The sequence below is a fragment of the Rhizobium sp. BK512 genome (assembly GCF_014194915.1).
Classification (GTDB): Bacteria; Pseudomonadota; Alphaproteobacteria; order Rhizobiales; family Rhizobiaceae; genus Rhizobium.
Genome location: NZ_JACIAS010000002.1, coordinates 887,363 through 912,915, shown reverse-complemented (window position 1 = coordinate 912,915; position 25,553 = coordinate 887,363). Strand labels below are relative to the sequence as shown.

The following is a 25,553-nucleotide window of genomic DNA, read 5'->3' as shown; positions in this document are numbered from 1 at the left end:
GTCATTCTTCGATAGTGAGTAGGGAATAACGCGGCATGCGAAAAGCATCGATTTGTGCGCGCGCCGCTGCCTTTTTGCGTGCATGATGCCGGTAGTCCGATGTCAGGTCATCTTTGGAGCTGGAAATAAATATTCCGCCGCTGGCCCATTCGAGGAAGGCTTTCGTTTGACCGCGCTCGGCGCAGGTCTGTAGATAGTCATCTGCACGCAGAACTGCCTGTGAGTGCTCAGATTTAACGATCCGCAATTGGAGGGCCGACCATGAGCCTACGTATCAACGATATTGCTCCCGATTTCACCGCCGACACCACCCAGGGCCCCGTTCAGTTCCATGACTGGATCGGCAGCGGCTGGGCGGTTCTCTTCTCGCATCCGAAGAACTTTACGCCGGTTTGCACGACCGAGCTCGGCACCATGGCTGGCCTCGAGGGTGAGTTCAAGAAGCGCGGCGTCAAGATCATCGGCATTTCCGTCGATCCGGTCGAAAGCCACGGCAAGTGGAAGAACGACATCAAGACGGCAACCGGCTTCGATGTCGAATATCCGCTGATCGGCGACAAGGACCTCAAGGTCGCCAAGCTCTACGACATGCTGCCGGCTGGTGCCGGTGAAAGTTCCGAAGGCCGCACGCCCGCAGACAACGCCACCGTGCGTTCCGTCTTCGTCATCGGCCCGGACAAGAAGATCAAGCTGATCCTCACCTACCCGATGACGACGGGCCGCAATTTCAACGAGATCCTGCGCGCCATCGACTCCATCCAGCTGACCGCCAAGCACCAGGTTGCAACGCCCGCCAACTGGAATCAGGGCGACGACGTCATCATCACCGCCGCCGTCTCCAACGAAGACGCCATCGCCCGCTTCGGCTCCTTCGATACGGTTCTGCCTTATCTCCGCAAGACCAAGCAGCCGTCTGCGTAAGTTTGCGCGGGAACCACAATCCGATTGAATCAAAAAAGACGCCCTGGTTTCCGGGGCGTCTTTGTTTGTCGGCGACGGTGTCTGCTGCTGACGCGGTTTCTGAGCCGGACGATTGCTTTCCGCCTATTTGCTGGAAGTGATGCTCGCAAAGGCGAGACCGGCTGCAAAAAGCGCGAATGCTGCGACAACGCCACTGACGATAATGATGGTCTCTGTTGGCATGGGGATCTCCGTTGGCTGTGAACGGAGGTTACGTCTGCTTCGTCGCGCGTCGTTTGAGCGAGATCAAGTTCTTGACGTCTATTCTGAAGGCGTCACACGCATCCAGAACTCGTTGAACGCGACGGAATCGAAAAAGGCCGAGGCGCGTACGATACGGTCGTCGCGCATGTCGAGGAACCAGGCATAGGTATTGACGTAAGGTTTCCCGTCCCGGGCGATACCGCGGGCATCGAAAAAGACGATCACGGTGTCGCCGTCGGCATAGACGTTGCGGATCACGGGCTTCAGCGGTGCCTTCATGCGGGCGTTGAACGGCCGGATCACCTCGCGCAGGAACGCCTCGCGGCTCGGATAGGTCTTCGATGCCAGCGAATAGCCCTCGATCGTCCAGCGGGCGTCGTCGGCGAGAAGGTCGTAAGGGCTGCCTGTACCTGATGCCCATGCCTCAAAGCCGGCCTCGACGGCCGCCTTGTTGCGACGCTCGGTTTCGGTTGGCGTCTGCGAGGCGGCGCGGGCTTCGAGCCCGATCAGGGCCAGGATCGCGGCTGCGATGCCGAGGGCAGCGTTGAAGATACGACGAACAAAGGGTGCCGGGCTGTGGAGCGTTGCGCTTGCGGTGATGGACATGGCTTCCTCCTGAGTTGGATCGACGACGCGGCACCCACTGGCAGGTGCCGCTTGCGGCGCTTGCCGCCGGTGATCTGCTTAGATCCGGTTTTCCCAGGCCTTGAGCTGATGCTCCTTAAGCATGTCCTCGATGACCTTCGGGACGACGTTGCGGAACTTGCCGGTATCGGCTGGGACGATCTCGATCATCCGCTCGATCATTTCCGCTGGGTCCATCTTGCCTTCGGGGGTGGCGAAGAAGTCGTCGAAGCCGCTGCGCAGTTCGGCCCGCTTGGTAAAGTTCTTGCTGTCATCGAGCCAGCGGAACGGATTGTCGGCCATCGTTTCGTTGTAGCCGGTGTAATAGGCACCCGGATTGATCGTCTGGATCTTGATGCCGTAGGGGCCGAGTTCCTGCTGCAGCGCTTCGGCGATCGATTCCAGAGCATGCTTGGTAGAGACATAGGTCCCCCAGTTGGCCGGAGTGAACAGGCCGCCCATCGAGGAGGTGAAGACCACCTTCTTGCCATGGTTCTTGCCTTCGCGGATCCAGCGCTGAACGACGCCCTGGGTCAGTACCAGCGGCAGGAAGACGTTGACTTCGTAGTTCTTGCGCACGAGCTCGACCGGGATTTCCCAGACCGGACCGGCTTCGCCCATGCCGGCATTGTTCCAGAGAACGTCAAAATCCCAACGTTGCGCCTGCTTGATATCGTAGGGGTCGGTGAGGTCGAGGCGTTCGACGTGGAAGTTTTCCAGGCCGAGCGCGGCGGCTTCTTCGCGCAGCGGCGTGACCTGCGAGGAGACCTGCGCCGTCGCGATGATGGTGTGGCCGTTCTTGGCCATGCCGAGGGCGGCAGCCTTGCCGAAGCCTGAGCCTGCGCCAGTGATGAGAATGGTCTTCGTCATGATGACTTCCTTCGATGCGCTTGGGGTTGAAAATAGTTCAGCCGGCGATGGCGGCTGCTGCAGCCTGGGCAATGTCGAGGTCCTGGGCGACTGCCCCTCCGGACACGCCGACGGCGCCGATCACGATGTTGCGTCCATCGGTAAGGGGAATGCCGCCTGCGAAGACGACGAGGCCGCCATTGGTCTGCTCCAACCCGAACGATGTGCCGCCGGGTTTGCAGAATTCGCCGATCGTTTCCGTGGGCATGGAAAATAGCGCAGCCGTCCGGGCCTTGTTGACGGCGATGTCGATGGAGCCGAGCAGGGCGCCGTCCATGCGTGCAAACGCCTTTATGTGGGCGCCCGCATCGAGGACCGCGATATTGGCCGGAACGCCGATTTCCCTTGCCCGCGCCTCACCGGCAGCGATGACTCTGCGGGCCTCTTCGATGGTGATCATGTCCCTGTCTCCTCTCATCGTTCAGGGCGGCCCCGTTCGATGCGACAGGTTTAGGCTGGAAGTCGCGTGCCGTATTTCCATCTCTTGCTGCACTATGTGCAAATCTTGCGCCCGACGGACGCGCAAGGGGAACAGGCAAGCGCCTCAGGAAGGTGGATGGGTCGCTTATGAGGTGAAAAGCGCGCGGTACTGGCCCGGTGTCAGCCCCGTCATCTTGCGGAAGACGCGGGTGAAGTTTGCCTGCGAGCCGAAGCCGGTATCGATGGCGATCTCCACCAGCGAAGACTGCGCGAGCCGCAGCTTCTCCTTGGCTGCCTCGATCCGTCGCTCGGTGACATAGCGATGCGGCGCAAAGCCGGTGGCGGCGCGAAACACGCGGGAAAAGTGGAAGGGGCTGAGGCAGGCCTCGGCCGCAAGGTCCTCCAGCGATATCTCCGCCGCGATGCGCGCCTCGATGAAATCGAGGACGCGCCTCAGCCTCTTCGGATCGATGGTGGGTGTCCGCGTCGGCGGATGCCAGCGGGCGGACGAATAGGTCCCGAGCAAATGCGCCGCCAGCGCCAGCTGGATTCCATCGAGAAACAGCCGGTCCGTTGCTTCCAGTTTGCGATTCAGCACGCCACGAAAGAGCTCGCCTAGTTGCAAGATTACCGGATCCGGGACGCCGCCCGCATACGCGATTTGCGCCCTGGCCGGGTCGATATCAAAGTTTGAAAGTGCACTCTCGGCAACGAGTGATGGCGGCAGGAAGATGTGCAGGGACTCGGGCATGGTGCCGACAATCTCAACAGCGCTCTCATTGACGCCAGCTGGACATACCCAGGCAACGCCCGGTCGGGCGATAGCTTCCCGCCGGTGACCGTCGCCTGTCCATCTGATCTTCGACTGACCCGACAAAAGGACGGCTATCTCCGTGCATTCGAGCGTAAGGTCGACCTGCCAGCCCGGATCGAAACGCCGGAGCTCGACCTGAAGGCCCGAACATTCAACAAGCCCGCCCACCTGCTGACTGGTCGGATATTTTCTGTCGCCTTGCGATGCGTCGAAATCCATGTCGCATCCTCGTCGTGAAGATAGGCTGGAAATTTGGACTGATAAGCGCGAGGGGCTGAGTGCCGCCACCACGTTGCGATCTGCAATTCTTTTTTTGATTTATGAATGAAAATTTCGGGCACAGGCGCGCTGATATCGGGAGCCCGCGCACTGCAATCAGGATTTTGACGAAAATTCAGGCGAGCGCAAGTGCGATAGCCGAAAGGGCTGCTGTCAGCATGTCGGCGACGGACGTCGAGATTTTATCGGCTGATCGGCGAAAACTTACGGGAGGGGTATCGAGAAAGCGCCTGCTTCGGAATATTCTACGAAAACAGGCGCTTATCTCTGAAACTGGCTCCCCGGGCCGGATTCGAACCGGCGACCTGTCGATTAACAGTCGAATGCTCTACCGCTGAGCTACCAGGGATCACCGCTTGGCCGCGGCGTGAGCGGGGTAATACAAATGCTTTCCCGATTTGCCAAGCAGTTTTTTCAAAAAAATGAAATCAGCTTGTATTTGCAGCGCTTGGGCCCATCTCTTGTGGATGACTAGCAGCAAAAATGGGCCGAAAAAGGCCGGAGAAAAGCGTTTCGGCATCGATCACAGGGATGGCAAGCTTGTTCTCGGCTCGCTGCGGGTGCCGATGCCGCGCTCTCGTATCGCACGCATGATGACTGGAATGGTCCTCATTTTCGGCGGTTTCCTTGGCTTTTTGCCTATTCTGGGATTCTGGATGCTGCCGCTGGGCTTCATCGTCCTGTCTCACGACTTGCCGATAGCACGCAGATGGCGGCGCCGTTTGGCCGTCTGGTGGCATCGCCGGAAGCGGCCCGCGTAAGTTCGTAAGCGGCTACACCGAGAGGATCGGCGCCGCAGCGCAGCCCTGGATCCGTCAGTGCGGTGAGACAGCAGGGCTTGCAGTCGGAGCTGGAGAGATTGCTCCTGTTTCTGTAATCTCCGACAGGTGAATTGGCAGTTCGCCATTTTCCTCGAGCGCCGTCGCCGTTATCGCGAGCACGCCGATGAGAATGATCAACAGCTTTACCGCGTGGGAGCTGAGATTGGCTTTCTGCCAGCCGCTCTCGATACGCGAAGGCTCCAGATAATATTTATAGTAAAATTCCGGGTCGCTGGTTTCGACGAGGTTGTCATAAATATGCGGCGGCACCCCGACATGCCGCACTGAGCTGCGGCCGGCGAATTTGGCATGAAGGACCTGAGTCTCTGGGTCGTAGGAGACAGCGCGAATCTGCTTGGAATTCAAAGGCACCCAATTCATTTCAACTCCTGTCTCTCCCAGAGGTAGGATGGAATGACGATTCTGAAAGTCAAGTTAAGAGTTTGTTACTAATGTTTGAAGTTAAATTTCGGTTTAGCTAATATAGCGAAGGTGAAGGCGATCAATGTGATCGCAGATCGTTCCCTAGGGATAAATATAGGCGACAGGCTAATCTCGCTGAGATCTGTCTTTTGCGCGGCCGATAGACTTATGGTTGCGGACTGGGCAGCTGTTAGCCTAATTGTTGTTCAGCGCAGCCCGAATTTCCATCACGATGGACCTTTTATCATCAGCTGCGCCTGCGGCTGTCGCGGCGTACTCAGACACCGGATCGGTCCTTGATCACTACGAGCTCTATGTGGCCGGAGTTTGAAATTGCAGGAAATGTTTTTGGAAAGCCCTCTTGCGATTTCCTTACGATCATTCTAAACGCTCGCCACGGCTAGCATGACAGCCTGTGAGGCCTCGTGGCGGAGTGGTGACGCAGAGGACTGCAAATCCTTGTACCCCGGTTCAATTCCGGGCGAGGCCTCCAAAAATTCCACCGACATAGAAATCGATCCGCCTCGGAAATGAGGCGCGGCACCAATTCAGCAGTCTCGCGTCACCAGATGCCGGGAACCTTCGCGAAATCGAATTGGGCTGGCGTGATCCCGGTGAGGCAGTAAAGCGCCCGCAACCCACCGCTGCGCAGGCCAGCCAGATAGCTGGCATCGTCTGCTGCAGTGTCGTTCTCTATCTGCACATCGGGGCCGAGCAGTCGCCGCAGCCCCTGCGCCGAAATACGCGTGAAATTGCAGATCGCGCCGCTTTTGAATTTCACGAGCAGCAGTCGAGCCTCCGGATTGTAGTGGAGTGTCTCGATATCCGATGATTGAATGGCGAATGTTTGCATGCCGCCAACCTAGCGAAAGCTGTGACCTGCGCAACAATATGGTTGATATAGAGTTAATTGCGCAATCAACTGTGCCGGCTTGATCCGAATGGACACGGAAATCCATTCTTCCGGTACGCCAGCGGGCAGTTGGAAGATTTTCGCCGGCAGGGCGATCTGTCAGTTCGTCTCGTGGTCCAGCATCCCGCAGCAGAATATGCCGACGAGCGCTGCGACGATGAAAAAGTCGAACAGCGTGAAATATTCCAGAATGGCAGACATGGCCTGCTCCTCCTCATTTTCCTCCGGTTAGAACAATATCATGAATTCGTAATTTACTCCACGCGGAAGTTGCAGCTTTCGTCTTTCACCTGTTGCATGCGGGGAAGGGCCTGCGGGATTCTTCAAACGGGCCTCCGGCAAGCCTTGAAAGCATTCGTGCCGGAGATTAAGAGACGGAGGACAGAACCGATTTCATCGGCGAGAGGATATGATGGATTTCGAAGCAGCACGCGTAAAGATGGTCGACAACCAGGTCCGCACCACGGACGTTACCTCGCATTCGGTGCTGACGGCCTTCCTCACCGTCCCGCGCGAAGCATTCGTGCCGGAAAAGGCGAAGGTGCTGGCCTATATCGATAACGACATCGAAATTGCTCCGGCAACTGCCGGCAATCCAGGCCGCTTCCTCATGGAGGCGTCGCCACTCGCCAAACTGCTGCAGCTCGCCGCCGTCACCAAGGATGATGCCGTTCTGGAAGTCGGCGCGGGCACGGGCTACACTTCCGCACTGCTGTCGCTGATCGCAGGCTCCGTCGTGGCGCTCGAATCGGACGAGACCCTTGCTGCTGAAGCCAAGGCAAATCTCGCCGGTTATGCAAATGTGCAGGTGGTGACTGGCGCGCTTGAAAAGGGCAATGCTGCCGGCGCACTCTACGATCTGATCTTCATCAACGGTTCCGTAGAAGAAGTTCCTGCCGCACTTCTCGGCCAGCTGCAGGATGGCGGCCGTCTCGTTGTCGTGCAGGGTTACGGCAATGCAGCCCGCGCGAAGGTCTTTGTCAGCGAGCGTGGTGCGGTTTCCGAAAACGTCTTCTTCAATGCTTCGGTCAAGCCGCTGCCCGGTTTCACCAAGGCTCGGGAATTCGTATTCTAAGGCGTTTCTGGCGCGGTTTTTATGGAGCGGGCGCCATCGGCGCCCGTTTTCGTTTCGGCTGTCTTAAAAGCCCTCACAGACTTCGCTTACACTGGGGTAACAAAACTGTGCATGGCTGCATTTGTTTGATTCGCGATGATTTTTTTCCCCTTTGGGGTATTCTAAGGTCATGGTGATTCGGATGCATGCTCCACGCCATCCGGTCGTTGTTTAAGGGATAACGGGGATAGATATGGCTCAGCCAGGTGTAGTGCGTGAACCGTCCATGGAAGAGATCCTGGCCTCCATTCGTCAGATTATCGAAAGCAATGAGCCGGGCGCCGGAAAGGCGATTTCAACCTCTCTTCCTCCCGTATACGGCGCAGAAGAGGAAAACGACTCCGAAATCCATCTGACGGTCGACGAAACCTATGCCGGCGTCGAATTCCCCGAGCCGCCTGCGCTGCGTTCCGATCCGCGTTTCGTCGCCGCAAATTCTGCCGGCACGGCGCCCGAGCCGGAAGTGCCGGCCCGCGCCATGTCGCTAGCCGATGTTGCAGCCCGCGTCCGTGCCGCTTCCGAGCGCAGCGCCGTCCAGGCCGGACAGGCTCTTCGTGACATGCCCCAGGTATTCCGCGATCCGCAGCCGCAATTCGATCCGCAGCCGGCTTATGAAGCGCCGCGCGCAGCAGCCGCTCCACGCCCGGCCGAGCCGGCGCCCCTCGTTGCCCCGATTGCTCCTGCTGCCCAGTATGCACCAGAGCCGGCGCCCGTTTTTGCCGAGCAGCGTCTGCCCGAGGTTCTGCGGCCCGCGCTCGTCGAGGAGGCGCCTGCGCTTCCCGCGGTCGAGCAGCGTATCGAGCCGGTGGCATACCAGCCTGCCGACGTCGCGCCTGCCAGCGTTACGGAAGAAGTACAGCCGTCACTTCTGTCGCAGAACACCGGCCTGCAGGTTGCCCGTTCCTTCGAAGAGCTTGCCGCTGCCATCGATGGTGCAGCCGAGCGCCGCTCGCTGGATGAGATTGCCGAAGACATGCTGCGGCCGATGCTGCGCGAATGGCTTGATGACAATCTGCCGACGCTGGTCGAACGTCTCGTCCGCGAAGAAATCGAACGCGTGGCGCGCGGCCCGCGCCGCTGACCGGAAACGCTTTTTCCAGACAAGAGCCGCTCCGGTCTCCGGGGCGGCTTTTTTATTGACTTGGCCGTAGCCATCCTATTTACAAAACGCCCATCCTCGAACCTCGAATTGGTCAGAAAATGCTCGAAAAGACCTACGATTCCGCTGCCGTCGAACCGAAAATCGCCGCGAAATGGGATGAGGCGGATGCCTTCCGCGCCGGTGTGAACGCAAAGCCGAATGCGGAAAGCTTCACCATTGTCATCCCGCCGCCGAATGTCACGGGCTCGCTGCACATGGGCCACGCGCTCAACAATACGCTGCAGGACGTCCTGGTGCGGTTCGAGCGCATGCGCGGCAAGGATGTTCTCTGGCAGCCGGGCATGGACCATGCCGGCATCGCCACGCAGATGGTTGTCGAGCGCAAGCTGATGGAACAGCAGCTTCCCGGCCGCCGCGACATGGGCCGCGATGCCTTCATCGAAAAGATTTGGGAATGGAAGGCTGAATCGGGCGGCCTGATTTTCAATCAGTTGAAGCGTCTCGGCGCTTCGTGCGACTGGTCGCGTGAGCGCTTCACCATGGACGAGGGCCTGTCCCAGGCTGTCCTCGAAGTCTTCGTCACGCTCTACAAGGAAGGCCTGATTTACAAGGACAAGCGCCTCGTCAACTGGGATCCGAAGTTGCTGACCGCGATCTCCGACATGGAAGTCGAGCAGATCGAGCTCAAAGGCAATCTCTGGCATCTGCGCTATCCGCTGGAAGAGGGCGTCACCTATCAGTACCCGATCGCTTTCGACGAGGAGGGCAAGCCCACCGAGTTCGAAACGCGTGACTACCTCGTGGTTGCGACGACGCGGCCGGAGACGATGCTTGGCGATACCGGCGTTGCGGTCAATCCCAAGGACGAGCGCTACAAGTCGATAGTCGGCAAACACGTCATCCTCCCGATCGTTGGCCGCAGGATTCCGATTGTTGCCGACGACTATGCCGATCCGACAGCCGGCACGGGCGCGGTCAAGATCACACCCGCGCATGATTTCAACGACTTTGATGTCGGCAGGCGTGCTGGCCTGCGCGCCATCAATGTCCTCAACGTTGATGCTTCGGTGACCATCAAGGAAAACGAGGACTTTCTGGAAGGTCTCGATCATCCGGCCGCCTTGCATGGCGCGTGGGACCGGCTGGAAGGCCAGGATCGCTTCGTCGCACGAAAGATCATTGTCGAGATTTTCGAGGAAGCAGGCCTGCTCGACAAGATCGAGCCGCATAAGCATATGGTTCCGCATGGCGATCGCGGTGGCGTGCCGATCGAGCCGCGTCTGACCGAGCAATGGTGGGTCGACAACAAGACCCTTGCCAAGCCCGCCATTGCTTCCGTTCGCGAAGGCCGGACAAAGTTCGTTCCCAAGAACTGGGAAAACACCTATTTCCAATGGATGGAGAATATCCAGCCATGGTGCATCTCCCGTCAGCTCTGGTGGGGTCACCAGATTCCGGCCTGGTACGGTCCGGATGGTCAGGTTTTCGTCGAAAAGACCGAAGAAGAGGCGCTGCAGGCCGCCATCCAGCACTATTTGTCGCATGAAGGGCCGATGAAGGCCTATGTCGAGGACCTGCTCGAGAATTTCCGGCCGGGTGAGATTCTGACACGTGATGAAGACGTGCTCGACACCTGGTTCTCCTCGGCACTCTGGCCGTTCTCGACGCTTGGATGGCCGGACAAGACACCCGAACTGGAGCGATATTACCCGACGAGCGTTCTTGTCACCGGTTTCGATATCATTCCGTTCTGGGTTGTCCGCATGATGCAGATGGGCCTGCATTTCATGAAGGACGAGGACGATAACCCCGTCGAGCCGTTCCATACCGTCTATATTCACGCTCTCGTGCGCGACAAGAACGGGCAGAAGATGTCGAAGTCCAAGGGCAACGTCATCGACCCGCTCGAACTGATCGACGAATATGGTGCGGATGCGCTGCGTTTCACGCTGGCGATCATGGCGGCCCAGGGCCGCGATGTGAAGCTCGACCCGGCGCGCATCGCCGGTTACCGCAATTTCGGCACTAAGCTCTGGAACGCCACGCGCTTTGCCGAAATGAACGGTGCCAAGAGCGATCCGCATTTCGTGCCGGAAGCAGCCGAACTCACCATCAATCGCTGGATCCTGACCGAGCTTGCCCGTGCGGAACGTGACGTAACGGAAGCGCTTGAAGCCTACCGTTTCAACGATGCCGCCGGCGCGCTCTACCGTTTTGTCTGGAATCAGTTCTGCGACTGGTACCTCGAACTTCTGAAGCCGGTCTTCGGCGGAGAGGACGCAGCCGCGAAGGCTGAAGCCCAGGCCTGCAGCGCCTATGTTCTGGAAGAGATCTACAAGCTATTGCATCCCTTCATGCCCTTCATGACTGAAGAGTTGTGGGCGCATACGGCGGGTGAGGGCCAGGAACGTGACGGATTGCTCTGCCACGCCGAATGGCCGTCGCCGTCTTACACCGACAATGCTGCCGCCGATGAGATCAATTGGCTGATCGACCTTGTTTCGGGCATCCGCTCGGTCCGCTCAGAAATGAACGTGCCGCCGTCGGCGACCGCGCCGCTCGTCGTCGTCGGTGCCAACAGCCTGACGCGTGAACGGCTGTTCCGTCACGACGCGGCCATCAAGCGCCTGGCGCGTGTCGAGGCGATCTCGCTTGCCGAATCTGCCCCGAAAGGTGCCGCTCAGATCGTCGTCGCGGAAGCGACTGTCTGCCTGCCGCTTGGCAAGCTGATCGATCTCACGGCGGAAAAGAGCCGCCTCGAAAAGGCGATTGCCAAGGCCGAAGGCGAAGTTGCGCGCATCGATGGCAAGCTGTCGAATGAGAAGTTCGTGGCCAATGCCAACCCGGAAGTGGTGGAAGCCGAGCGTGAGCGTCATGAGGAGCTGACAAGCCAGATCGCGAGTTTGAGGACTGCTCTAGCGCGAGTTAGCGAAGCGGGATAATCGCGGTTAACGAGTATATTTTTTCTGGAGGCGCGTTCCATCGGAGCGCGCCTTTTGCATTAAAAAGTATGACGATTCGACGGAAATCACCTTCTTTTTCGGTTTCCGCCTGTGGATATCACCCGTTTGGGCGATGCTGCGTGCGAAAACTGCCACTGTTGTCGCTTTGATACAGATAGCGCCCTTTGTGGAATAAAAATCTAACGGGTCCCTTAAAGCCAATAGATAGAAGAATAGAATTTTATCTATCTGATTTTTTGACGTGCCCGTCAATTAGTTACGTAAATTAGCCATAACGCAACTTCGCGTCGCAGCGGAGCGCTTCGTTGCGATTTATTAAGTTCACTAGCACAGTGTAGCTACATCAATTGCTTGAGTGGGGGAGACACAATGGCAGCGCGTATGTTTTCCAGGGGCGTAACATCGCTCATTGCATTTTCGGCACTGGCTTCGCCGTCCTTCGCGGGCGGCCTGGAGCGCGGTGGCTACAATATCGATCAGCTGTTCGATACCTCACCCTTCTCGTTCCAGTCGGGCATCATCTATGTTACCCCCCAACGCAAGCTGAAGAATGTTCGCGACACAGATACTTCTGTGTCTCCAGGCGGCGGCAATCTGAACAACCGTCCGAGCACCGCTGACGATACCGCGAATTACGCCATCCCTTATTTTGGGTTCAAGGGCGGCTTCGGCGATGTGGTCGACTGCCTCGTCGATTATTCCGAGCCGTTTGGCGGGCATACCAATCCCGGTTTGAACTGGGCTGGTGCAAACAACAATATCGAGACGGAGATCAAAACCCGCAATTATGGCGGTACTTGCTCCTATCGTTTCGATGTCGGTCCGGGACAGCTTCGTATCATCGGCGGTGCCTTCTACCAGGAAGTCGAGGGCTTCAAGGAACGGCTGGTTTCGACGGTTCCGCTTCTGGTCGGTACGGGTGACGGCGTCGGTCGTCTCGATCTCGAGGACAATGGCTGGGGCTGGCGCGCTGGTCTTGCCTACGAGATTCCGGAATATGCGATGCGCGCGAGCCTCGTCTATAACAGCCGCGTAAAGTACGACAACCTCACCGGCACGGTGGACCTTACCCAGGTTACTGCGCCCTTTGCTCCACTGAACGCCTCTCCCTATGGAAAGGTCACGCCCGTCTTCGGCTCCGCTGAGGCGCCGGATTCGCTCGAACTGAAATTGCAGAGCGGCATCGCTCCTGATTGGCTCGCTTTCGGTTCGGTCAAGTGGACGAACTGGAGTGTTCTGCAGTCGGTGCCTTTCTGCCCGACATCGACGAAGGGCCTGGTCGCCTGTACCTCCGGTGGCAGGACGGAACTCACGTCGCTCGATCTTCTCTATCGTGACGGCTGGACGATTACCGGCGGTGTTGGCCACAAGTTCAACGATCAGTGGGCGGGCGCAGTCAGCCTGACATGGGACCGCGGCACCAGCCAAGGCTACGGGGCACAGACCGATAGCTGGACGCTGGGTGTCGGCGCAGCCTTCACGCCAACCGAGCATATCGAGTGGCGCGTCGCCGGTGCTGTTGGCCTGCTGACGAGCGGTTCGTCAGGCGTGGTCACCCAGAACGGCGTCACCTTTGGAGATGATGTCTCCTATTCCTTTGGCAACGACCTTGTTGCCGCATTGTCGACCAGCCTAAAGGTCAAGTTTTAATTCCCTGATTTGAAGAATTGAGGAGCCCGGCAATGCCGGGTTCTTCTTTGTTTGCCGCCATTAATCATCCATCTTCTCGTCTCGTTTTGTGACGATTCAGCAACACTTTTTTACGATGGTTCGCGTATGGTGTCGGCAGGGCGAATTTGTCCATTTCCCGCCACAAAGAGGGCGCAGCGCTATTAGCGGGCGAGGAGATGACAAGCGTAGGGTGTGCGTAAGCAGTAGCATGGGTCGAATTTTTTCCGGCAACGCCAGACATCGCGACAGCAGGGGCGAGAAGCCAGCGGCAACGGCCGCTTTGCTTTTCGCCAAAGGCATTTCCGGCCAGAAATCCGCCCTTTCGGTAGTGTTGCAGATTTGCTCGCTTCGTTCATTTTCAGTCCCCCGGCATGACGCTTCGTCCTTCAGGCACGGTAGCGATACCGGTTTGGTCACATTTGCTGTTTACGAAGACGATAAAGGCGGACGGGGGGAAACCTGGACCGCAAAGGGAGTACCTGAGGCATCATATGCGGGCCGTGCCGGGAGCCGGGTGGTTCGCAAGGATGTGCTGGTTTTGAAAGAGGGGCATGGGGCTGGAAGCGACGCGGGTAAAGGGGCCTTGGAGCCCGCCGCGGGATCGCTCGCCTGGAAGGAATGCATCCACGCGGGCAGAACGGCAAAAAAAGCCGCCGCCAGGCGTCTGTGATGAACGAAAGAAACCGGTAAAGATGGTAACGTCCGAGTTCAGATTGTTCAAATTCATGCTGCTCAGCATGTCGATGGCCGTTTCCCTGGCTTTGGCCTGTCCGGTCCTGGCATTCGACATCAAAACGGGCGTCACGAAAGAATCGGGACCCTTCGATCTCTTCAAATTCGGTTTTAAGGCATACAAGAACGGTCAGAAGGAAGAGGCGGTAGAAGCCTATAAATACGCCGCCGAAAAAGGCCACACCGGTTCGCGCTGGGCACTCGCCAACATGTATGCCGACGGCGACGGCGTGGCGCAGGATGATTTCGAAGCCTTCAAGATCTACAGTGAGATTGCGCAGCAGGGTGTCGAGCCCGGCTCGGAGGATACCGGCTTCTTCATCAATGCGCTGCTGTCGCTCGCCAACTATTACAAGCACGGCATTGCCGGCAGCCCGGTGAAGATCGATCTCAACCAGGCGCGCCAGCTCTATTTCCAGGTCGCCTCCACGTTCGGTGTTCCCGAGGCGCAGTTCCAGCTTGCGCAGATGATGCTTGCAGGCGAGGGCGGCAGCGCCAATATCAACCAGGCCAAGAAATGGCTCAATCAGGCCCGCAAGAGCGGCCATCCCGGCGCCATGGCAGTGTTCGGCAATATCCTCTTCGATGAGGGCCAGTCCGCCCGCGGTCTCGCACTGATGACTGCGGCTCTCGATCGCTGCAAGCCGAAGGATTGCAGCTGGATGCAGTCGCTCCAGGAAGATGCCTTCTCGGTTGCCAGCGAAGCGGATCGGCGCACGGCAGTCTCCCTGTCGCACTCGATTGCGACAGGCTCGGACGACTGAGTTGTTCGAGCAATTCCAGCAAAAGTGCGTAGCGGTTTTGCGTTCCGGAATCGCGTAAAATTGAAATGGCTTAGATCTCAGGCCGCGAAATCGAAGTAAGCCACCACGGGCACGTGGTCGGACGGCTTCTCCCAGGCGCGCACATGCTTTTCGATCGCCGCTGACACCATGCAGTCGGCAGCTTCCGGTGACAGCATGAGATGGTCGATGCGAATGCCGTTGTTCTTGGGCCAGGCGCCGGCCTGGTAATCCCAGAAGGAATAGAGCGTCGTCGCGTCGGTTGCCGAACGTACGGCATCGACGAGACCGAGATTTTCCAGCCGGCGGAAGGCTTGGCGCGTCTGCGGCAGGAAGAGTGCGTCGCTTTCCCATACCTTCGGGTCGAAGCAATCGTGCGGTTCGGGAATGACGTTGTAATCACCGGCCAGAATGAAAATTTCCTCATACTCCAGACGCTCGGCCGCGAACTTCTGCAGGCGTTCCATCCAGGCGAGTTTATAGGGATATTTTTCGGTTTCCGGCGGATTGCCATTGGGCAGGTACAGGCAGCAGACGCGTGCCACCTTGTTGCCGGGAAGCGAGAAGACCGCTTCGAGGAATCGTGCTTGCTCATCGAGCGGATCGCCCGGCAGGCCGCGATTGACTTCGGAAGGCGTGCTCTTGGAAAGAATGGCAACGCCGTTGAAGCCCTTCTGCCCATGCGTTTCCACATGGTAGCCGAGCGCTTCGATTTCGAGCCGCGGGAAGCCTTCGTCGATTGTTTTGATTTCCTGCAGGCAGACGATGTCTGGACTGGAATCCTTCAGCCATTGCGTCAGGTTGTCGATACGCGCCTTGACGCCGTTGATGTTCCAGGTCGCTATCTTCATGGCTTTATCCTGCTAACTCGCTTTCGCTCTTTTATCGCGCTCCCGCGTTGGCGGACAAGACAGGAAACCGGCCGGAAGAAAATCTTCGGCCGGTTATTCGTGGAAAGTCGGTTTTGGATCAGATTGCGAAGCTGGTGCCGCAGCCGCAGCTTGCCACCGCATTCGGGTTCTTGATCTGGAAGGACTGGCCGAGCAGGTTGTCGACGAAATCGATCTCGGAGCCGGCCATGTAGACCAGCGAGAGACTGTCGATCAATACCTTGGCATCATTCTTCTCGACGACGATGTCGTCATCAGCCGCGTCGTCCACGAGATCGAATTTGTAGGAAAAGCCGGAACAGCCGCCCCCTTCGACGGAGACGCGCAACGCGCTCTTGCCGGGATCGCTGCCGACGATGGCGGCAATACGCTTTGCCGCGGCATCGGAAAGGGTTACATTCGCTTCAGTCATTTTTCCTCCTGCCGGGGTCAAGATCCGGAGAGAATCCAATTTGGACGTTTGATATTCAAACGCATGATATCAAAGAAACTTATCATGATCCTTCCATAAAGGACAGAATCTGGCGAAGCGGTCGACAAAGCGCCTCTTTGCCGTTTCTGTAAGCTATAGGTATGAAGAGCGGAAAGCGGCGTCAATGGGCAAGGTCGCAACGCGTTAGTGACGGTGAAGAATGAGCTTCGACAGGCATGCATTGGGTTTCGGTTATGGCGAACGGGCGGTCTATGCGGCAGATCCATGGAATTCGCGCGGGCGCCTCTATCCGGAGAGCGGCAGCCCGACACGGTCCGATTTCCAGCGTGACCGCGATCGCATCGTCCATACGACGGCCTTCCGCCGCCTGAAGCATAAGACGCAGGTCTTCATCGCCCAGGATGGCGATCACTACCGAACACGCCTCACGCATACGATCGAGGTGGCTCAGATCGCCCGGGCACTTGCCCGCGCTCTCAAGGTCGACGAGGATCTTGCGGAGGGCGTGGCGCTCGTCCATGACTTCGGACACACGCCCTTCGGTCATACCGGAGAAGATGCGCTGCACGAGGAATTGCTGCCCTATGGCGGCTTCGATCACAATGCCCAGTCTTTGCGCATCGTGACGAAACTCGAGCGACGCTATGCCGATTTCGACGGCATCAACCTGACATGGGAAAGCCTGGAGGGTCTCGTCAAGCACAACGGTCCGCTGCTGACGGCCGATGGTGTCGGCACGCGAGGGCCGGTGCCCCAGCCGATACTCGACTATTGCGAACTGCACGACCTGGAATTGGCGACCTACGCGAGCCTTGAAGCCCAGGTGGCAGCGATCGCCGACGATATTGCCTACAATACGCATGATATCGATGACGGGCTGCGCTCGGGCTATCTCAATTTCGAGATGCTGGAGGAAATCCCGTTCCTTGCCGGGCTGATGGCCGAGGTAAGGGAGCGCTACCCGCATCTGGAGCCGAGCCGCTTCACGCATGAAATCATGCGCCGCCAGATCACACGCATGGTGGAGGACGTAATCGGCGTAGCGCAGAAGCGCCTGACAGAGCTGAACCCTCAAAGCGCCGACGATATCCGCAATGCGGATCACGTCATGGCAACTTTTTCTGATGAGATGGCCGAGACCGACAGGCAGATCAAGGCGATGCTCTTCAAGCGCATCTACCGGAATGCCGATATTATGCGCATCCGTGCCGGTGCCGCTCAGATCGTCAAGGATCTCTTCGGTGCCTACATGGCCAATCCCAAGGAGATGCAGAGCCATTATTGGGTCGACCATATCGCCGGTCTTTCCGACGCGCCGAAAGCCCGCCATGTCGGGGACTATCTGGCCGGCATGACGGATACCTATGCCATCAGTGCCCACAGGCGATTGTTTGACCACACTCCGGATTTGCGATAGGCAGCGGGCGCCCGGCAGCCGCCGGCAAACCTGTTGGCACAGCCTGTGCATGGAAGAGTGCGATGAACCTTTTTACCGATTTTGAAGCCAGGATTAAAAACGCTCTTGAACAGCTCGATCTGGTCAAGGAAAAGCGATCCGAGCTCGATTTCGGTCGCATTGCCGTGGAGCCGCCGCGTGACGCGACACACGGCGATGTCGCGACCAACGCCGCCATGGTGCTTGCCAAGCCGCTCGGCACCAACCCGCGTGCGCTTGCCGAAATCATCATTGCCAAGCTGCAGGAAGACACCGACGTCGCCGAGGTTTCGGTCGCCGGTCCGGGCTTCATCAATATCAGGCTGTCCGTCGGCTACTGGCAGCGCCTGCTTGCCTCGATGATCCAGTCGGGCACAGGCTACGGCCGCTCCGGACTGGGGCAGGGCAAGAAGGTCAACGTCGAATATGTCTCGGCCAATCCAACAGGCCCGATGCATGTCGGCCATTGCCGTGGCGCCGTCGTCGGTGATGCGCTCGCAAATCTGCTTGCCTTTGCCGGCTATGACGTCGTCAAGGAATATTACATCAACGACGCCGGCTCGCAGATCGATGTGCTGGCTCGTTCTGTTTTCCTGCGCTACCGCGAGGCGCTTGGCGAGAAGATCGGCGAGATCCCGTCCGGCCTTTATCCCGGTGACTATCTGGTCCCGGTCGGAGAATCGCTCGCCGCCGAATACGGCGTGCGCTTGCACAACATGCCGGAAGAGCAATGGATGCCGATCGTCAAGGATCGCGCCATCGAGATGATGATGGTGATGATCCGCGAGGATCTGGCTGCGCTCAACGTCCATCATGACATCTTCTTCTCGGAGCGCACGCTGCATGCCAATGGCGCGGCAGCAATCCGCACCGCCATCAACGACCTGACCTTCAAGGGCTATGTCTACAAGGGCACGCTGCCGCCGCCGAAGGGCCAGCTTCCCGAAGATTGGGAAGACCGCGAGCAGACGCTTTTCCGCTCGACCGAAGTCGGCGACGATATCGATCGTGCTCTGATCAAGTCGGACGGCTCCTATACCTATTTCGCTGCCGACGTCGCCTACTTCAAGAACAAGTTCGACCGCGGCTTCGATGAGATGATCTATGTGCTCGGCGCCGACCATGGCGGCTACGTCAAGCGCCTCGAGGCGGTTGCGCGTGGCGTCTCCGACGGTAAGGCGAAGCTGACGGTGCTGCTCTGCCAGCTCGTCAAGCTCTACCGCGATGGTGAGCCGGTTAAGATGTCGAAGCGTTCGGGCGATTTTGTCACATTGCGCGATGTCGTTGAAGAAGTCGGACGTGATTCGGTTCGCTTCATGATGCTTTACCGCAAGAATTCGGAGCCGTTGGACTTCGATTTTGCCAAAGTAACGGAGCAATCCAAAGATAATCCGGTTTTTTACGTGCAGTATGCGCATGCCCGCTGCATGTCCGTCTTCCGGCAGGCGAGGGAAGCCTTCCCTGATCTCGCCCCGACACCCGAGCTTTTGGCGCAATCCGTTGCAGGCATTACGGATTCCACCGAATTGCAGCTGATTGCCAAGGCTGCAGAATTCCCGCGTATCGTCGAAAGTGCAGCCCAGTCTCAGGAGCCGCATCGCATCGCTTTTTACCTCTATGATCTTGCCAGCGCCTTCCACGCCCACTGGAACAAAGGTAAAGATCAGACGGAATTACGATTTGTTAACGATAAGAACCGAGAATCAAGTATTGCCAGACTTGGGCTGGTGTACGCCGTCGCGTCGGTTTTGAAGTCGGGACTTGCCATTACAGGCACTGCCGCACCGGACGAAATGCGATAACGTCACCATTTCCCCACAATGCGCTGGCATTTGAGTGTTTGCGTTTTTGAGTGGGATGGGCATGGCTGATAAACGACTTGCGTATGACACGCGTGGTAAAGACGATATGTTTGCCGACGACGATCCGTTGGCAGAACTCGCTCGTATTGTTGGCTTTGAACCTCGCGTCGCGGCCAATACCGTAAGCGAACCCACACGGCAGGAGCCGGCTCTCAATCTCGAGGACGAGCTTCTCCGTGAGTTCGAGCGCTATGATGCGCCACGTCCTTTGGCCGATCTCGATCATCCGACGGAGCCGATCGCTCAGGCAGCTGAGACTTACGATTATGTCGAGCCGGTCCAGGAAGATGTTCCTTCGATTGGCGAAGAGCTCGCCCCCTCGGTCATGTCCGGTTTCGAGACGCCTGCTGTTGAGCCTGAATTTCCAGAGAGCGTTGCTGTGGCCCCCGAAGTGGAGGCGCCTGAGCCGGTTGCCGCCGAATGGGAAGCGCCCGTCGCCACCGACTGGGCTCCCACGCCTTCGAAGCCTGTCGCCGTTCCCCCCGAGCCGCCGGTCACCTTCACGGCCTATGGTGGCGCCCGCGATCTGATCGAAGAACTCGAGCTTTCGATCGGTAACGCTCTTCCTGCGGCTCCGGTCGTTCAACCGCCGGCCAAGGCGCCGCAATGGTCGGCCGCCAGCATCCGTCTGCCGCTCGCCAATTTTCACGCCCCACGTCGCGAAGAGCCGGTTCTTTCCGAGCCGGCCGTCGAGGCGCCAGTCGTCGATTCATCTGTTCTTGAGCCGGCTCACGCTCCCGTCGAAGCCTTCACTGCCGAGCCGGAATTTGTTGCTGAGCCGGAAGTGCTTGTCGAACCCGAAGTGTTTGCGCCTCAAGTGGCTGACGAGCCTCTGCCGGTCGCCATGGTTGAAGCGGCAGATTTCGAGCCGGTTGCGGCCTCCTTCGGTTTCCCGGCCGAGATCGACCGCCACGAAGAAGTTGCCCTTCCTGAAGAGCCTGTCGCAAGGTTCGAAGAGGCTGCTGCCTTCGAAGAGCCGGCCGAGCCTGACAATGCCGGTTTTGACCTGATCGCCGCTACGGCCGAAGGCGATGTTCATCCCGACGCGGCGCTGACGGAAGCGCTGCCGGAAAGTTTCGATTCGGATGCCTTCGATCTCGACGATCTCCTGGCGGATGTCTCCCGTTATCCGGTGCCGCAGCGCGCTGCTGGCTCCGTCGCATCAGAGCCTGTTGCCGCGGCACCTGAACCCGTTGCCGAGCTGTCGCCGGTCCCGGCTCCTGCCGCGCCTGTTTTCCCGGCTCCCACGTTTGACGCTCCTGTCTTCGAAGCACCTGTCTTCCAAGCCCCCGTCTTCGAAGCGCCCGTTGCTCGTGCACCTGCGCAACCGACAGTGATCGCGCCCGTGCCGATGAGCCGTGCGACGCCTGTCCTTCGTCAGCCCGAAGCACCGAAACCGGTCGTTCGGGAGCCGGTGGAGCCGATTTCGACGCCTATCGCACCCGCGCCGGTCGTTGCACGCCAGCCGGAACTGGACGCCGAAGATCCTTTTGCCGGCCATGATTTCGAACTGGATCTTGCCGGCATAGAGCTTGAGCTCGCCGATCTTGATTTCTCCGAGCCACAGGCTCCGCAGCCGAAGCCCGAGCCGGTACGTGCAGCTCCGGTGGTCGCGGCACAGCCTGCGCCGCGTCCGCAGCCGCAACCCGCACCGGTTTTCGTGCCTGAGCCGCAGCCAGCTCCGGTGAGCTACAGCAGGCCGGTGCCCGCAAGCGAACCCACCGACGATCTGCCTTTCGATCCCTCGATGATCTCCGACCCGGAGGATCGTCCCGAGACGGTCGAGGACATGCATGTTCCGACGCTGCCGCCGGTCGAACATCCGGAACCAGTTGCCAAAACCGCCGACTTCGATTTCGATCTCGATGCCGAGATTGCAAGCTTCTTCGAGCCCGCCAAGCGGCAGGAGAAGCCGCAGGCTGCGCCCGCCTGGGCGCCTCCGGCCGCTGCCGCAACGGCAGCCGCTGCAGCCAAGCCGGCAAACACTGTGTTCGCCGACGGTCTTGATGATTTCGAACGCGCGCTGGAAGAGGATTTCCGCCGCAGCGTGCGTGAGCCCGTCGAGCGCCGCGAGAGCGTTTCCGAAGTCCATATCCAATCCGCAAGCCAGGCCGCTGATTTCAATCGCGCCCGCTCGATGCGCCGCCTTCTGGCCGCAGCCGCCATGCTGGTCGTTTTTGCCGGCGGCGCTTACGGCATCTACAGCTGGGTGTCCAATGGCTCTGGCCTTAGCATCGTCAGCTCCGGCGAGCCGCGGGTCATCGCTGCTGACAAGGACCCTGTGAAGGTTGTTCCGGAAAATCCGGGCGGCAAGACCGTGCCGAACCAGGACAAGGCGGTCTATGACCGTGTTGCAGGTGCTGCCGAAGAGCCGAAACAGAAGGCTCTGGTCTCGTCCGACGAACAACCGGTCGATGTCGTCCAGCGCACGCTGACGCCTGAAGTCTCGCCCGATGACGACGAGGGTACGGGCGATTCGGTCCTGCCGACTGCCGTCGGCGAGACGCAGGATCCGCGCCTGCTGCCGGATCACAACGCGTCTGCGGATGCCTCCTCTGCCGATGACAATGGGACGCCATCCGTTTCGCCACGCAAGGTCCGCACGATGATCGTCAAGCCGGACGGCACGCTCGTTGCCCGCGAAGAGCCGGCACCTGCCGAGCAATCCGCGCCGGCAAAGGAAGTCGCATCGACAACGCCTGCAGCCCAGCCGGCCGCGACGCCGTCTGCTGCAAGCTTCCCGGCCAGCGCCGGCAATCAGAACGGCAATCAGGTTGCATCCGCCGCCATTCCGCCTGTCGGAGCAGCGCCTGCAGCCCAGCCGGCTCAGACCACCGCCAAGATGGCTGAGGTGAACGCCGCAAACGCAAATCAGGTCGACCCGCCGGTTCGTGCAGTCAAGACCACACCGATCACCGATACAGCCTCCGCTGCGACGACCGATACGGCGCCTGTCCCGACGGCCCGCCCGGCCGAACAGCCGGTCAATGTCGTCGGCACGGTAACCGAAAACGGTAATGTCCGCCCGACGGCCCAGCAGAAACCGACGCAGGTCGCCTCTGCACCGGCAGCGTCCGCTGCCCAGCCGGCACAGCAGGCTCCGGCCGCTGCAAGCGGCGGCTACGGCATCCAGATCGCATCGCTGCCGTCAGAAGATGAGGCAAAGAAGTCCTATGCCAGCCTGTCGAAGAAGTTCGCAGGCGTGCTCAGTGGCCGCGCTTACGAAATCCGCAAGGCGGATATCGCCGGCAAGGGCACGTTCTACCGCGTCCGCATCCCGGCCGGTTCGAAGGACGAGGCAGCCGCTCTTTGCGAGAAGTATCGCTCGGCCGGCGGAAGCTGCCTGATCTCCAAGTAGGCTTTCTGGCTTCCTCTATCGCAACGGCGGGCTTGTCCCGCCGTTCTTTTTTGTGGGATCGCGCTTGACCTCGCTCGCAATTCGCCGGGCGACCCTTATGATTCGGGTATGACCGAATCAAAAGCGATGATCCTTGGCTGCAGCGGCCTCAAGCTGACCGACGAAGAGAAGGCCTTCTATAGGGCAGAGCGCCCGTGGGGCTTTATCCTTTTCGGACGAAACATTTCCGAAGCCCAGCAGATCAGCGATCTCGTTGCAGAGCTGCGCGATTGCGTCGGCTGGCATGCGCCCGTGCTCATTGATCAGGAAGGCGGTCGCGTCCAGCGCATCCGCCCGCCGATCCTGCAGCACTATCCGTCGGGGCAGGCGCTTGGCGATCTCTATCGCCGCGACCGTGCGCTTGGCCTGCGCGCCGCCTGGCTGATGTCGCGTCTGCATGCTTTTGATCTCCAGAAATTCGGGATCAATGTCGATTGCCTGCCGGTGCTCGACGTGCCCGTCGAAGGCAGCAGCAATGTTATCGGCAACAGGGCCTATGGCGGCGATCCTGTTACTGTCACGGAAATGGGCCGGGCTGCTTCCGAGGGGCTGAAAGCCGGTGGTTTGCTGCCGGTCATGAAGCACATGCCGGGCCACGGGCGCGGCTTTGCAGATTCGCATCTGGAACTGCCGGTCGTCGCCGTATCGCGCGAAGAACTGCAAGTTCACGACTTCCCGCCCTTCATCGCGATGAAGGATGAGTTGATGGCCATGACCTGCCATCTCGTCTTCACTGCCATCGATCCGGACAATCCGGCAACCACATCCCGCAAGGTGATTGACGAGGTCATCCGCACCGAGATCGGCTTCAAGGGGCTGCTCCTGTCGGACGATAGCTCGATGAACGCGCTTTCGGGCACGATCGGCGAGCGCGCGGCGAATATCATTGCGGGCGGTTGCGATATCGTGCTGCATTGCAACGGCCATATGGACGAGATGCTTCAGGTCGTGGCAAATGTTCCGCCGCTGGGAGGTCTTGCGCGCGAGCGGGCACGGCTGGTCGAGGATGGCTTCCCGACCGCCGATGCTGCAGACGAGACGACGATAAGGGCGGAATTCGACGCCATGTTTGCGACGGCTTGAGAAGAGGCGGGAAAGGCAGGGTAGGGTGAACACGATCAAGGGCACGGAGCGGTCCCAGGCGGCGTCAACGCCGATGGACAAGCTGTGGCAGGAGAACGGTTCGGAACGCGCCACCCACGAGCCGGCATTGGTGATCGATGTCGCCGGCTTCGAAGGCCCGCTCGACCTCTTGCTCTATCTTGCCCGCAACCAGAAGGTCGACCTGTCGCGCATTTCGGTTCTGGCCCTTGCCGAGCAATATCTTCAGTTCGTCGAAAGCGCGCGGCGGATCCGCATCGAGCTTGCCGCCGACTATCTCGTCATGGCCGCCTGGCTTGCCTATCTGAAATCGCGATTGCTGATCCCGCAGCAGGTCAAGGACGACGGTCCCTCGGGTGAGGAAATGGCCGCAACGCTTGCTTTTCGCCTGAAGCGGTTGGAAGCGATGCGCCAGGTGGCCGACGGCCTCGTCAATCGCAACCGGCTCGGCCGGGACATTTTCGCCCGCGGCGCCCCCGAACATATCCCGCATCGCCAGCAATCGGCCTATGAGGCCAATCTCTACGATCTCCTGAGCGCCTACGCTGCCCTGCGACAGCGCCATGCGATCACCCAGGTGACGATCGAGCGGCGCAACGTCTGGTCACTCACCGACGCCCGCGAACTGCTGACCCAGATGATCGGCGACATCGTCGACTGGACGGCGCTCGAGCAATATCTGCTGCGGTACCTTGCAAGCCCCGCCGAGCGCGTCACGGCCGTTGCCAGCGCCTTTGCCGCCTCGCTGGAACTGGTGCGCGAGGGCAAGCTGGAGATCCGCCAGGATGGCGCCTTCCAGCCGATCTATATGCGCCGCGGCCCGAAACATGCCACCCTGCTGGTGGTCGAACAGGAGCAGTCGGATTGATCGGCGCGCAGGACGATGACTTTGAAGGTGAAGATGGGGAGGGCGAAGACGCTTCCCGCAATCTGCAGGCCGAGATCGAAGCGGAGCGTATAGCCGAAGCGCTGGTCTTCGCCTCCGCCCAGCCGGTATCCGAAGGCTTTATCACCGAGCGTCTGCCGAAGGGCTTCAATGCGCGCGAGATCATGCTGCGCCTGAAGGACCACTATGCGCCGCGTGGCGTCAATCTCGTGCAGGTCGATGATGCCTGGGCCTTCCGCACCGCCGCCGACCTCTCTTTTTTCATCCGTCGCGATGAGAATGAGGTCCGCAAACTTTCCCGCGCAGCCCTCGAGGTGCTGGCGATCATTGCCTATCACCAGCCGGTGACGCGTGCCGAGATCGAAGATATCAGAGGTGTGCAAACCTCGCGCGGCACGCTCGATGTGCTGATGGAGGCGGGCTGGGTACGTTTCCGCGGCCGCCGTCGCACGCCGGGCCGGCCGGTGACGCTCGGCACGACGCGTGATTTCCTCGATCATTTCGGCCTTGAGGAATTGCGCGACTTGCCGGGACTTGAAGAACTGAAGGGCGCCGGCCTGCTGTCCGGCCGAATCCCGGCCAATTTCAACATTCCGTCGCCCCTCATGAACGACGAACTGGCCGAGGATGAGGATCCAATTACACAACTGGACCTTGAAGAGCTTGGACTGCTCGCCCCGGGTGGCGCCTCCGAGGAATGATGAAGGGTGGTCTTGCTTTTGCCACGGCCGCGCAAAACAATGTCAATCACGATTTTTCGATGGACGAATGGCTTGTCACAAAGGCCGATACCGTGACATTAAGCTCAATCCAGAAGG

Annotated in this window: 21 protein-coding genes and 2 tRNA genes; 14 read left to right on the top strand and 9 right to left on the bottom strand. The window is 59.4% G+C overall.

What is annotated here, in order from left to right; translation table 11 throughout:
- The first annotated feature begins 261 nt into the window (after positions 1–261).
- On the top strand, positions 262–921 hold the full coding sequence (locus tag FHX06_RS10455; RefSeq protein WP_018114238.1) for a peroxiredoxin: 660 nt from the start codon (positions 262–264) through the stop codon (positions 919–921).
- A 300-nt stretch (positions 922–1,221) separates the two neighbouring features.
- Here FHX06_RS10455 and FHX06_RS10450 read toward each other — a convergent pair whose 3' ends face one another.
- The 5 genes from FHX06_RS10450 to FHX06_RS10430 form a co-directional block, all read right to left on the bottom strand.
- Positions 1,222–1,770 carry a nuclear transport factor 2 family protein gene (locus FHX06_RS10450; protein WP_113117170.1) on the bottom strand — a complete coding sequence of 183 codons (549 nt, stop codon included), beginning with the start codon at positions 1,768–1,770 and terminating at the stop codon, positions 1,222–1,224.
- A gap of 78 nt (positions 1,771–1,848) precedes the next feature.
- Positions 1,849–2,658 (bottom strand): SDR family oxidoreductase, encoded by an 810-nt coding sequence (locus tag FHX06_RS10445; RefSeq protein WP_112968590.1) that lies wholly within the window; start codon positions 2,656–2,658, stop codon positions 1,849–1,851.
- Between the two features lie 37 nt (positions 2,659–2,695).
- The gene (locus FHX06_RS10440) at positions 2,696–3,097 is read right to left on the bottom strand and encodes a GlcG/HbpS family heme-binding protein (protein WP_018114352.1); all 402 of its coding nucleotides are present in this window, start codon (positions 3,095–3,097) and stop codon (positions 2,696–2,698) included.
- 165 nt (positions 3,098–3,262) lie between these two features.
- Complete coding sequence (locus FHX06_RS10435) at positions 3,263–4,150, bottom strand: helix-turn-helix domain-containing protein (protein ID WP_113117169.1); 888 nt, start codon at positions 4,148–4,150, stop codon at positions 3,263–3,265.
- Positions 4,151–4,484: 334 nt separating this feature from the next.
- Positions 4,485–4,559: transfer RNA gene (locus tag FHX06_RS10430), tRNA-Asn, on the bottom strand.
- Between the two features lie 118 nt (positions 4,560–4,677).
- Here FHX06_RS10430 and FHX06_RS10425 point away from each other — a divergent pair.
- On the top strand, positions 4,678–4,971 hold the full coding sequence (locus FHX06_RS10425; RefSeq protein WP_029616333.1) for a hypothetical protein: 294 nt from the start codon (positions 4,678–4,680) through the stop codon (positions 4,969–4,971).
- Positions 4,972–5,025: 54 nt separating this feature from the next.
- On the opposite strand, the gene FHX06_RS10420 is transcribed toward FHX06_RS10425, so the two are convergent.
- Complete coding sequence (locus FHX06_RS10420) at positions 5,026–5,412, bottom strand: KTSC domain-containing protein (protein ID WP_112545158.1); 387 nt, start codon at positions 5,410–5,412, stop codon at positions 5,026–5,028.
- Between the two features lie 461 nt (positions 5,413–5,873).
- Here FHX06_RS10420 and FHX06_RS10415 point away from each other — a divergent pair.
- Positions 5,874–5,947 (top strand) — tRNA-Cys (locus FHX06_RS10415).
- Positions 5,948–6,016: 69 nt separating this feature from the next.
- Here FHX06_RS10415 and FHX06_RS10410 read toward each other — a convergent pair.
- Positions 6,017–6,307, bottom strand: a complete 291-nt coding sequence (locus FHX06_RS10410) for a hypothetical protein (protein ID WP_112545157.1) — start codon at positions 6,305–6,307, stop codon at positions 6,017–6,019.
- 469 nt (positions 6,308–6,776) lie between these two features.
- Between FHX06_RS10410 and FHX06_RS10405 the strand changes: the two genes are divergently transcribed.
- From FHX06_RS10405 to exoR, 5 genes are all read left to right on the top strand, one after another.
- Complete coding sequence (locus FHX06_RS10405) at positions 6,777–7,442, top strand: protein-L-isoaspartate O-methyltransferase family protein (protein WP_183879116.1); 666 nt, start codon at positions 6,777–6,779, stop codon at positions 7,440–7,442.
- A gap of 232 nt (positions 7,443–7,674) precedes the next feature.
- Complete coding sequence (locus tag FHX06_RS10400) at positions 7,675–8,562, top strand: DUF2497 domain-containing protein (protein ID WP_113117167.1); 888 nt, start codon at positions 7,675–7,677, stop codon at positions 8,560–8,562.
- A gap of 119 nt (positions 8,563–8,681) precedes the next feature.
- Complete coding sequence (locus tag FHX06_RS10395; protein WP_113013567.1) at positions 8,682–11,525, top strand: valine--tRNA ligase; 2,844 nt, start codon at positions 8,682–8,684, stop codon at positions 11,523–11,525.
- A 390-nt stretch (positions 11,526–11,915) separates the two neighbouring features.
- Complete coding sequence (locus FHX06_RS10390; protein WP_183879114.1) at positions 11,916–13,196, top strand: OmpP1/FadL family transporter; 1,281 nt, start codon at positions 11,916–11,918, stop codon at positions 13,194–13,196.
- A 713-nt stretch (positions 13,197–13,909) separates the two neighbouring features.
- On the top strand, positions 13,910–14,713 hold the full coding sequence (gene exoR / locus FHX06_RS10385; RefSeq protein WP_112545783.1) for an exopolysaccharide production regulator ExoR: 804 nt from the start codon (positions 13,910–13,912) through the stop codon (positions 14,711–14,713).
- 77 nt (positions 14,714–14,790) lie between these two features.
- On the opposite strand, the gene xth is transcribed toward exoR, so the two are convergent.
- Together xth and erpA are read right to left on the bottom strand one after the other, a co-directional pair.
- Positions 14,791–15,582 carry an exodeoxyribonuclease III gene (gene xth, locus FHX06_RS10380; protein WP_112968517.1) on the bottom strand — a complete coding sequence of 264 codons (792 nt, stop codon included), beginning with the start codon at positions 15,580–15,582 and terminating at the stop codon, positions 14,791–14,793.
- Between the two features lie 118 nt (positions 15,583–15,700).
- Positions 15,701–16,033, bottom strand: a complete 333-nt coding sequence (gene erpA / locus FHX06_RS10375; protein WP_113013570.1) for an iron-sulfur cluster insertion protein ErpA — start codon at positions 16,031–16,033, stop codon at positions 15,701–15,703.
- A 220-nt stretch (positions 16,034–16,253) separates the two neighbouring features.
- Between erpA and FHX06_RS10370 the strand changes: the two genes are divergently transcribed.
- From FHX06_RS10370 to scpB, 6 genes are all read left to right on the top strand, one after another.
- The gene (locus tag FHX06_RS10370; protein WP_113013571.1) at positions 16,254–17,471 is read left to right on the top strand and encodes a deoxyguanosinetriphosphate triphosphohydrolase; all 1,218 of its coding nucleotides are present in this window, start codon (positions 16,254–16,256) and stop codon (positions 17,469–17,471) included.
- Positions 17,472–17,533: 62 nt separating this feature from the next.
- The gene (argS, locus tag FHX06_RS10365; RefSeq protein WP_112968514.1) at positions 17,534–19,291 is read left to right on the top strand and encodes an arginine--tRNA ligase; all 1,758 of its coding nucleotides are present in this window, start codon (positions 17,534–17,536) and stop codon (positions 19,289–19,291) included.
- 61 nt (positions 19,292–19,352) lie between these two features.
- Entirely contained in the window at positions 19,353–22,709 is a 3,357-nt protein-coding gene (locus tag FHX06_RS10360; RefSeq protein ID WP_183879112.1) for an SPOR domain-containing protein, read from the top strand.
- A gap of 108 nt (positions 22,710–22,817) precedes the next feature.
- Positions 22,818–23,831, top strand: coding sequence for a beta-N-acetylhexosaminidase (gene nagZ / locus FHX06_RS10355; protein ID WP_183879110.1), 1,014 nt, complete (start codon positions 22,818–22,820; stop codon positions 23,829–23,831).
- A 25-nt stretch (positions 23,832–23,856) separates the two neighbouring features.
- Positions 23,857–24,717: a segregation and condensation protein A gene (locus tag FHX06_RS10350; protein ID WP_183879108.1), complete on the top strand. Its 861-nt coding sequence runs from the start codon at positions 23,857–23,859 to the stop codon at positions 24,715–24,717.
- Entirely contained in the window at positions 24,714–25,436 is a 723-nt protein-coding gene (gene scpB / locus FHX06_RS10345) for an SMC-Scp complex subunit ScpB (protein ID WP_112545776.1), read from the top strand. The genes FHX06_RS10350 and scpB overlap by 4 nt, the downstream gene beginning before the upstream one ends.
- Positions 25,437–25,553 lie beyond the last annotated feature (117 nt).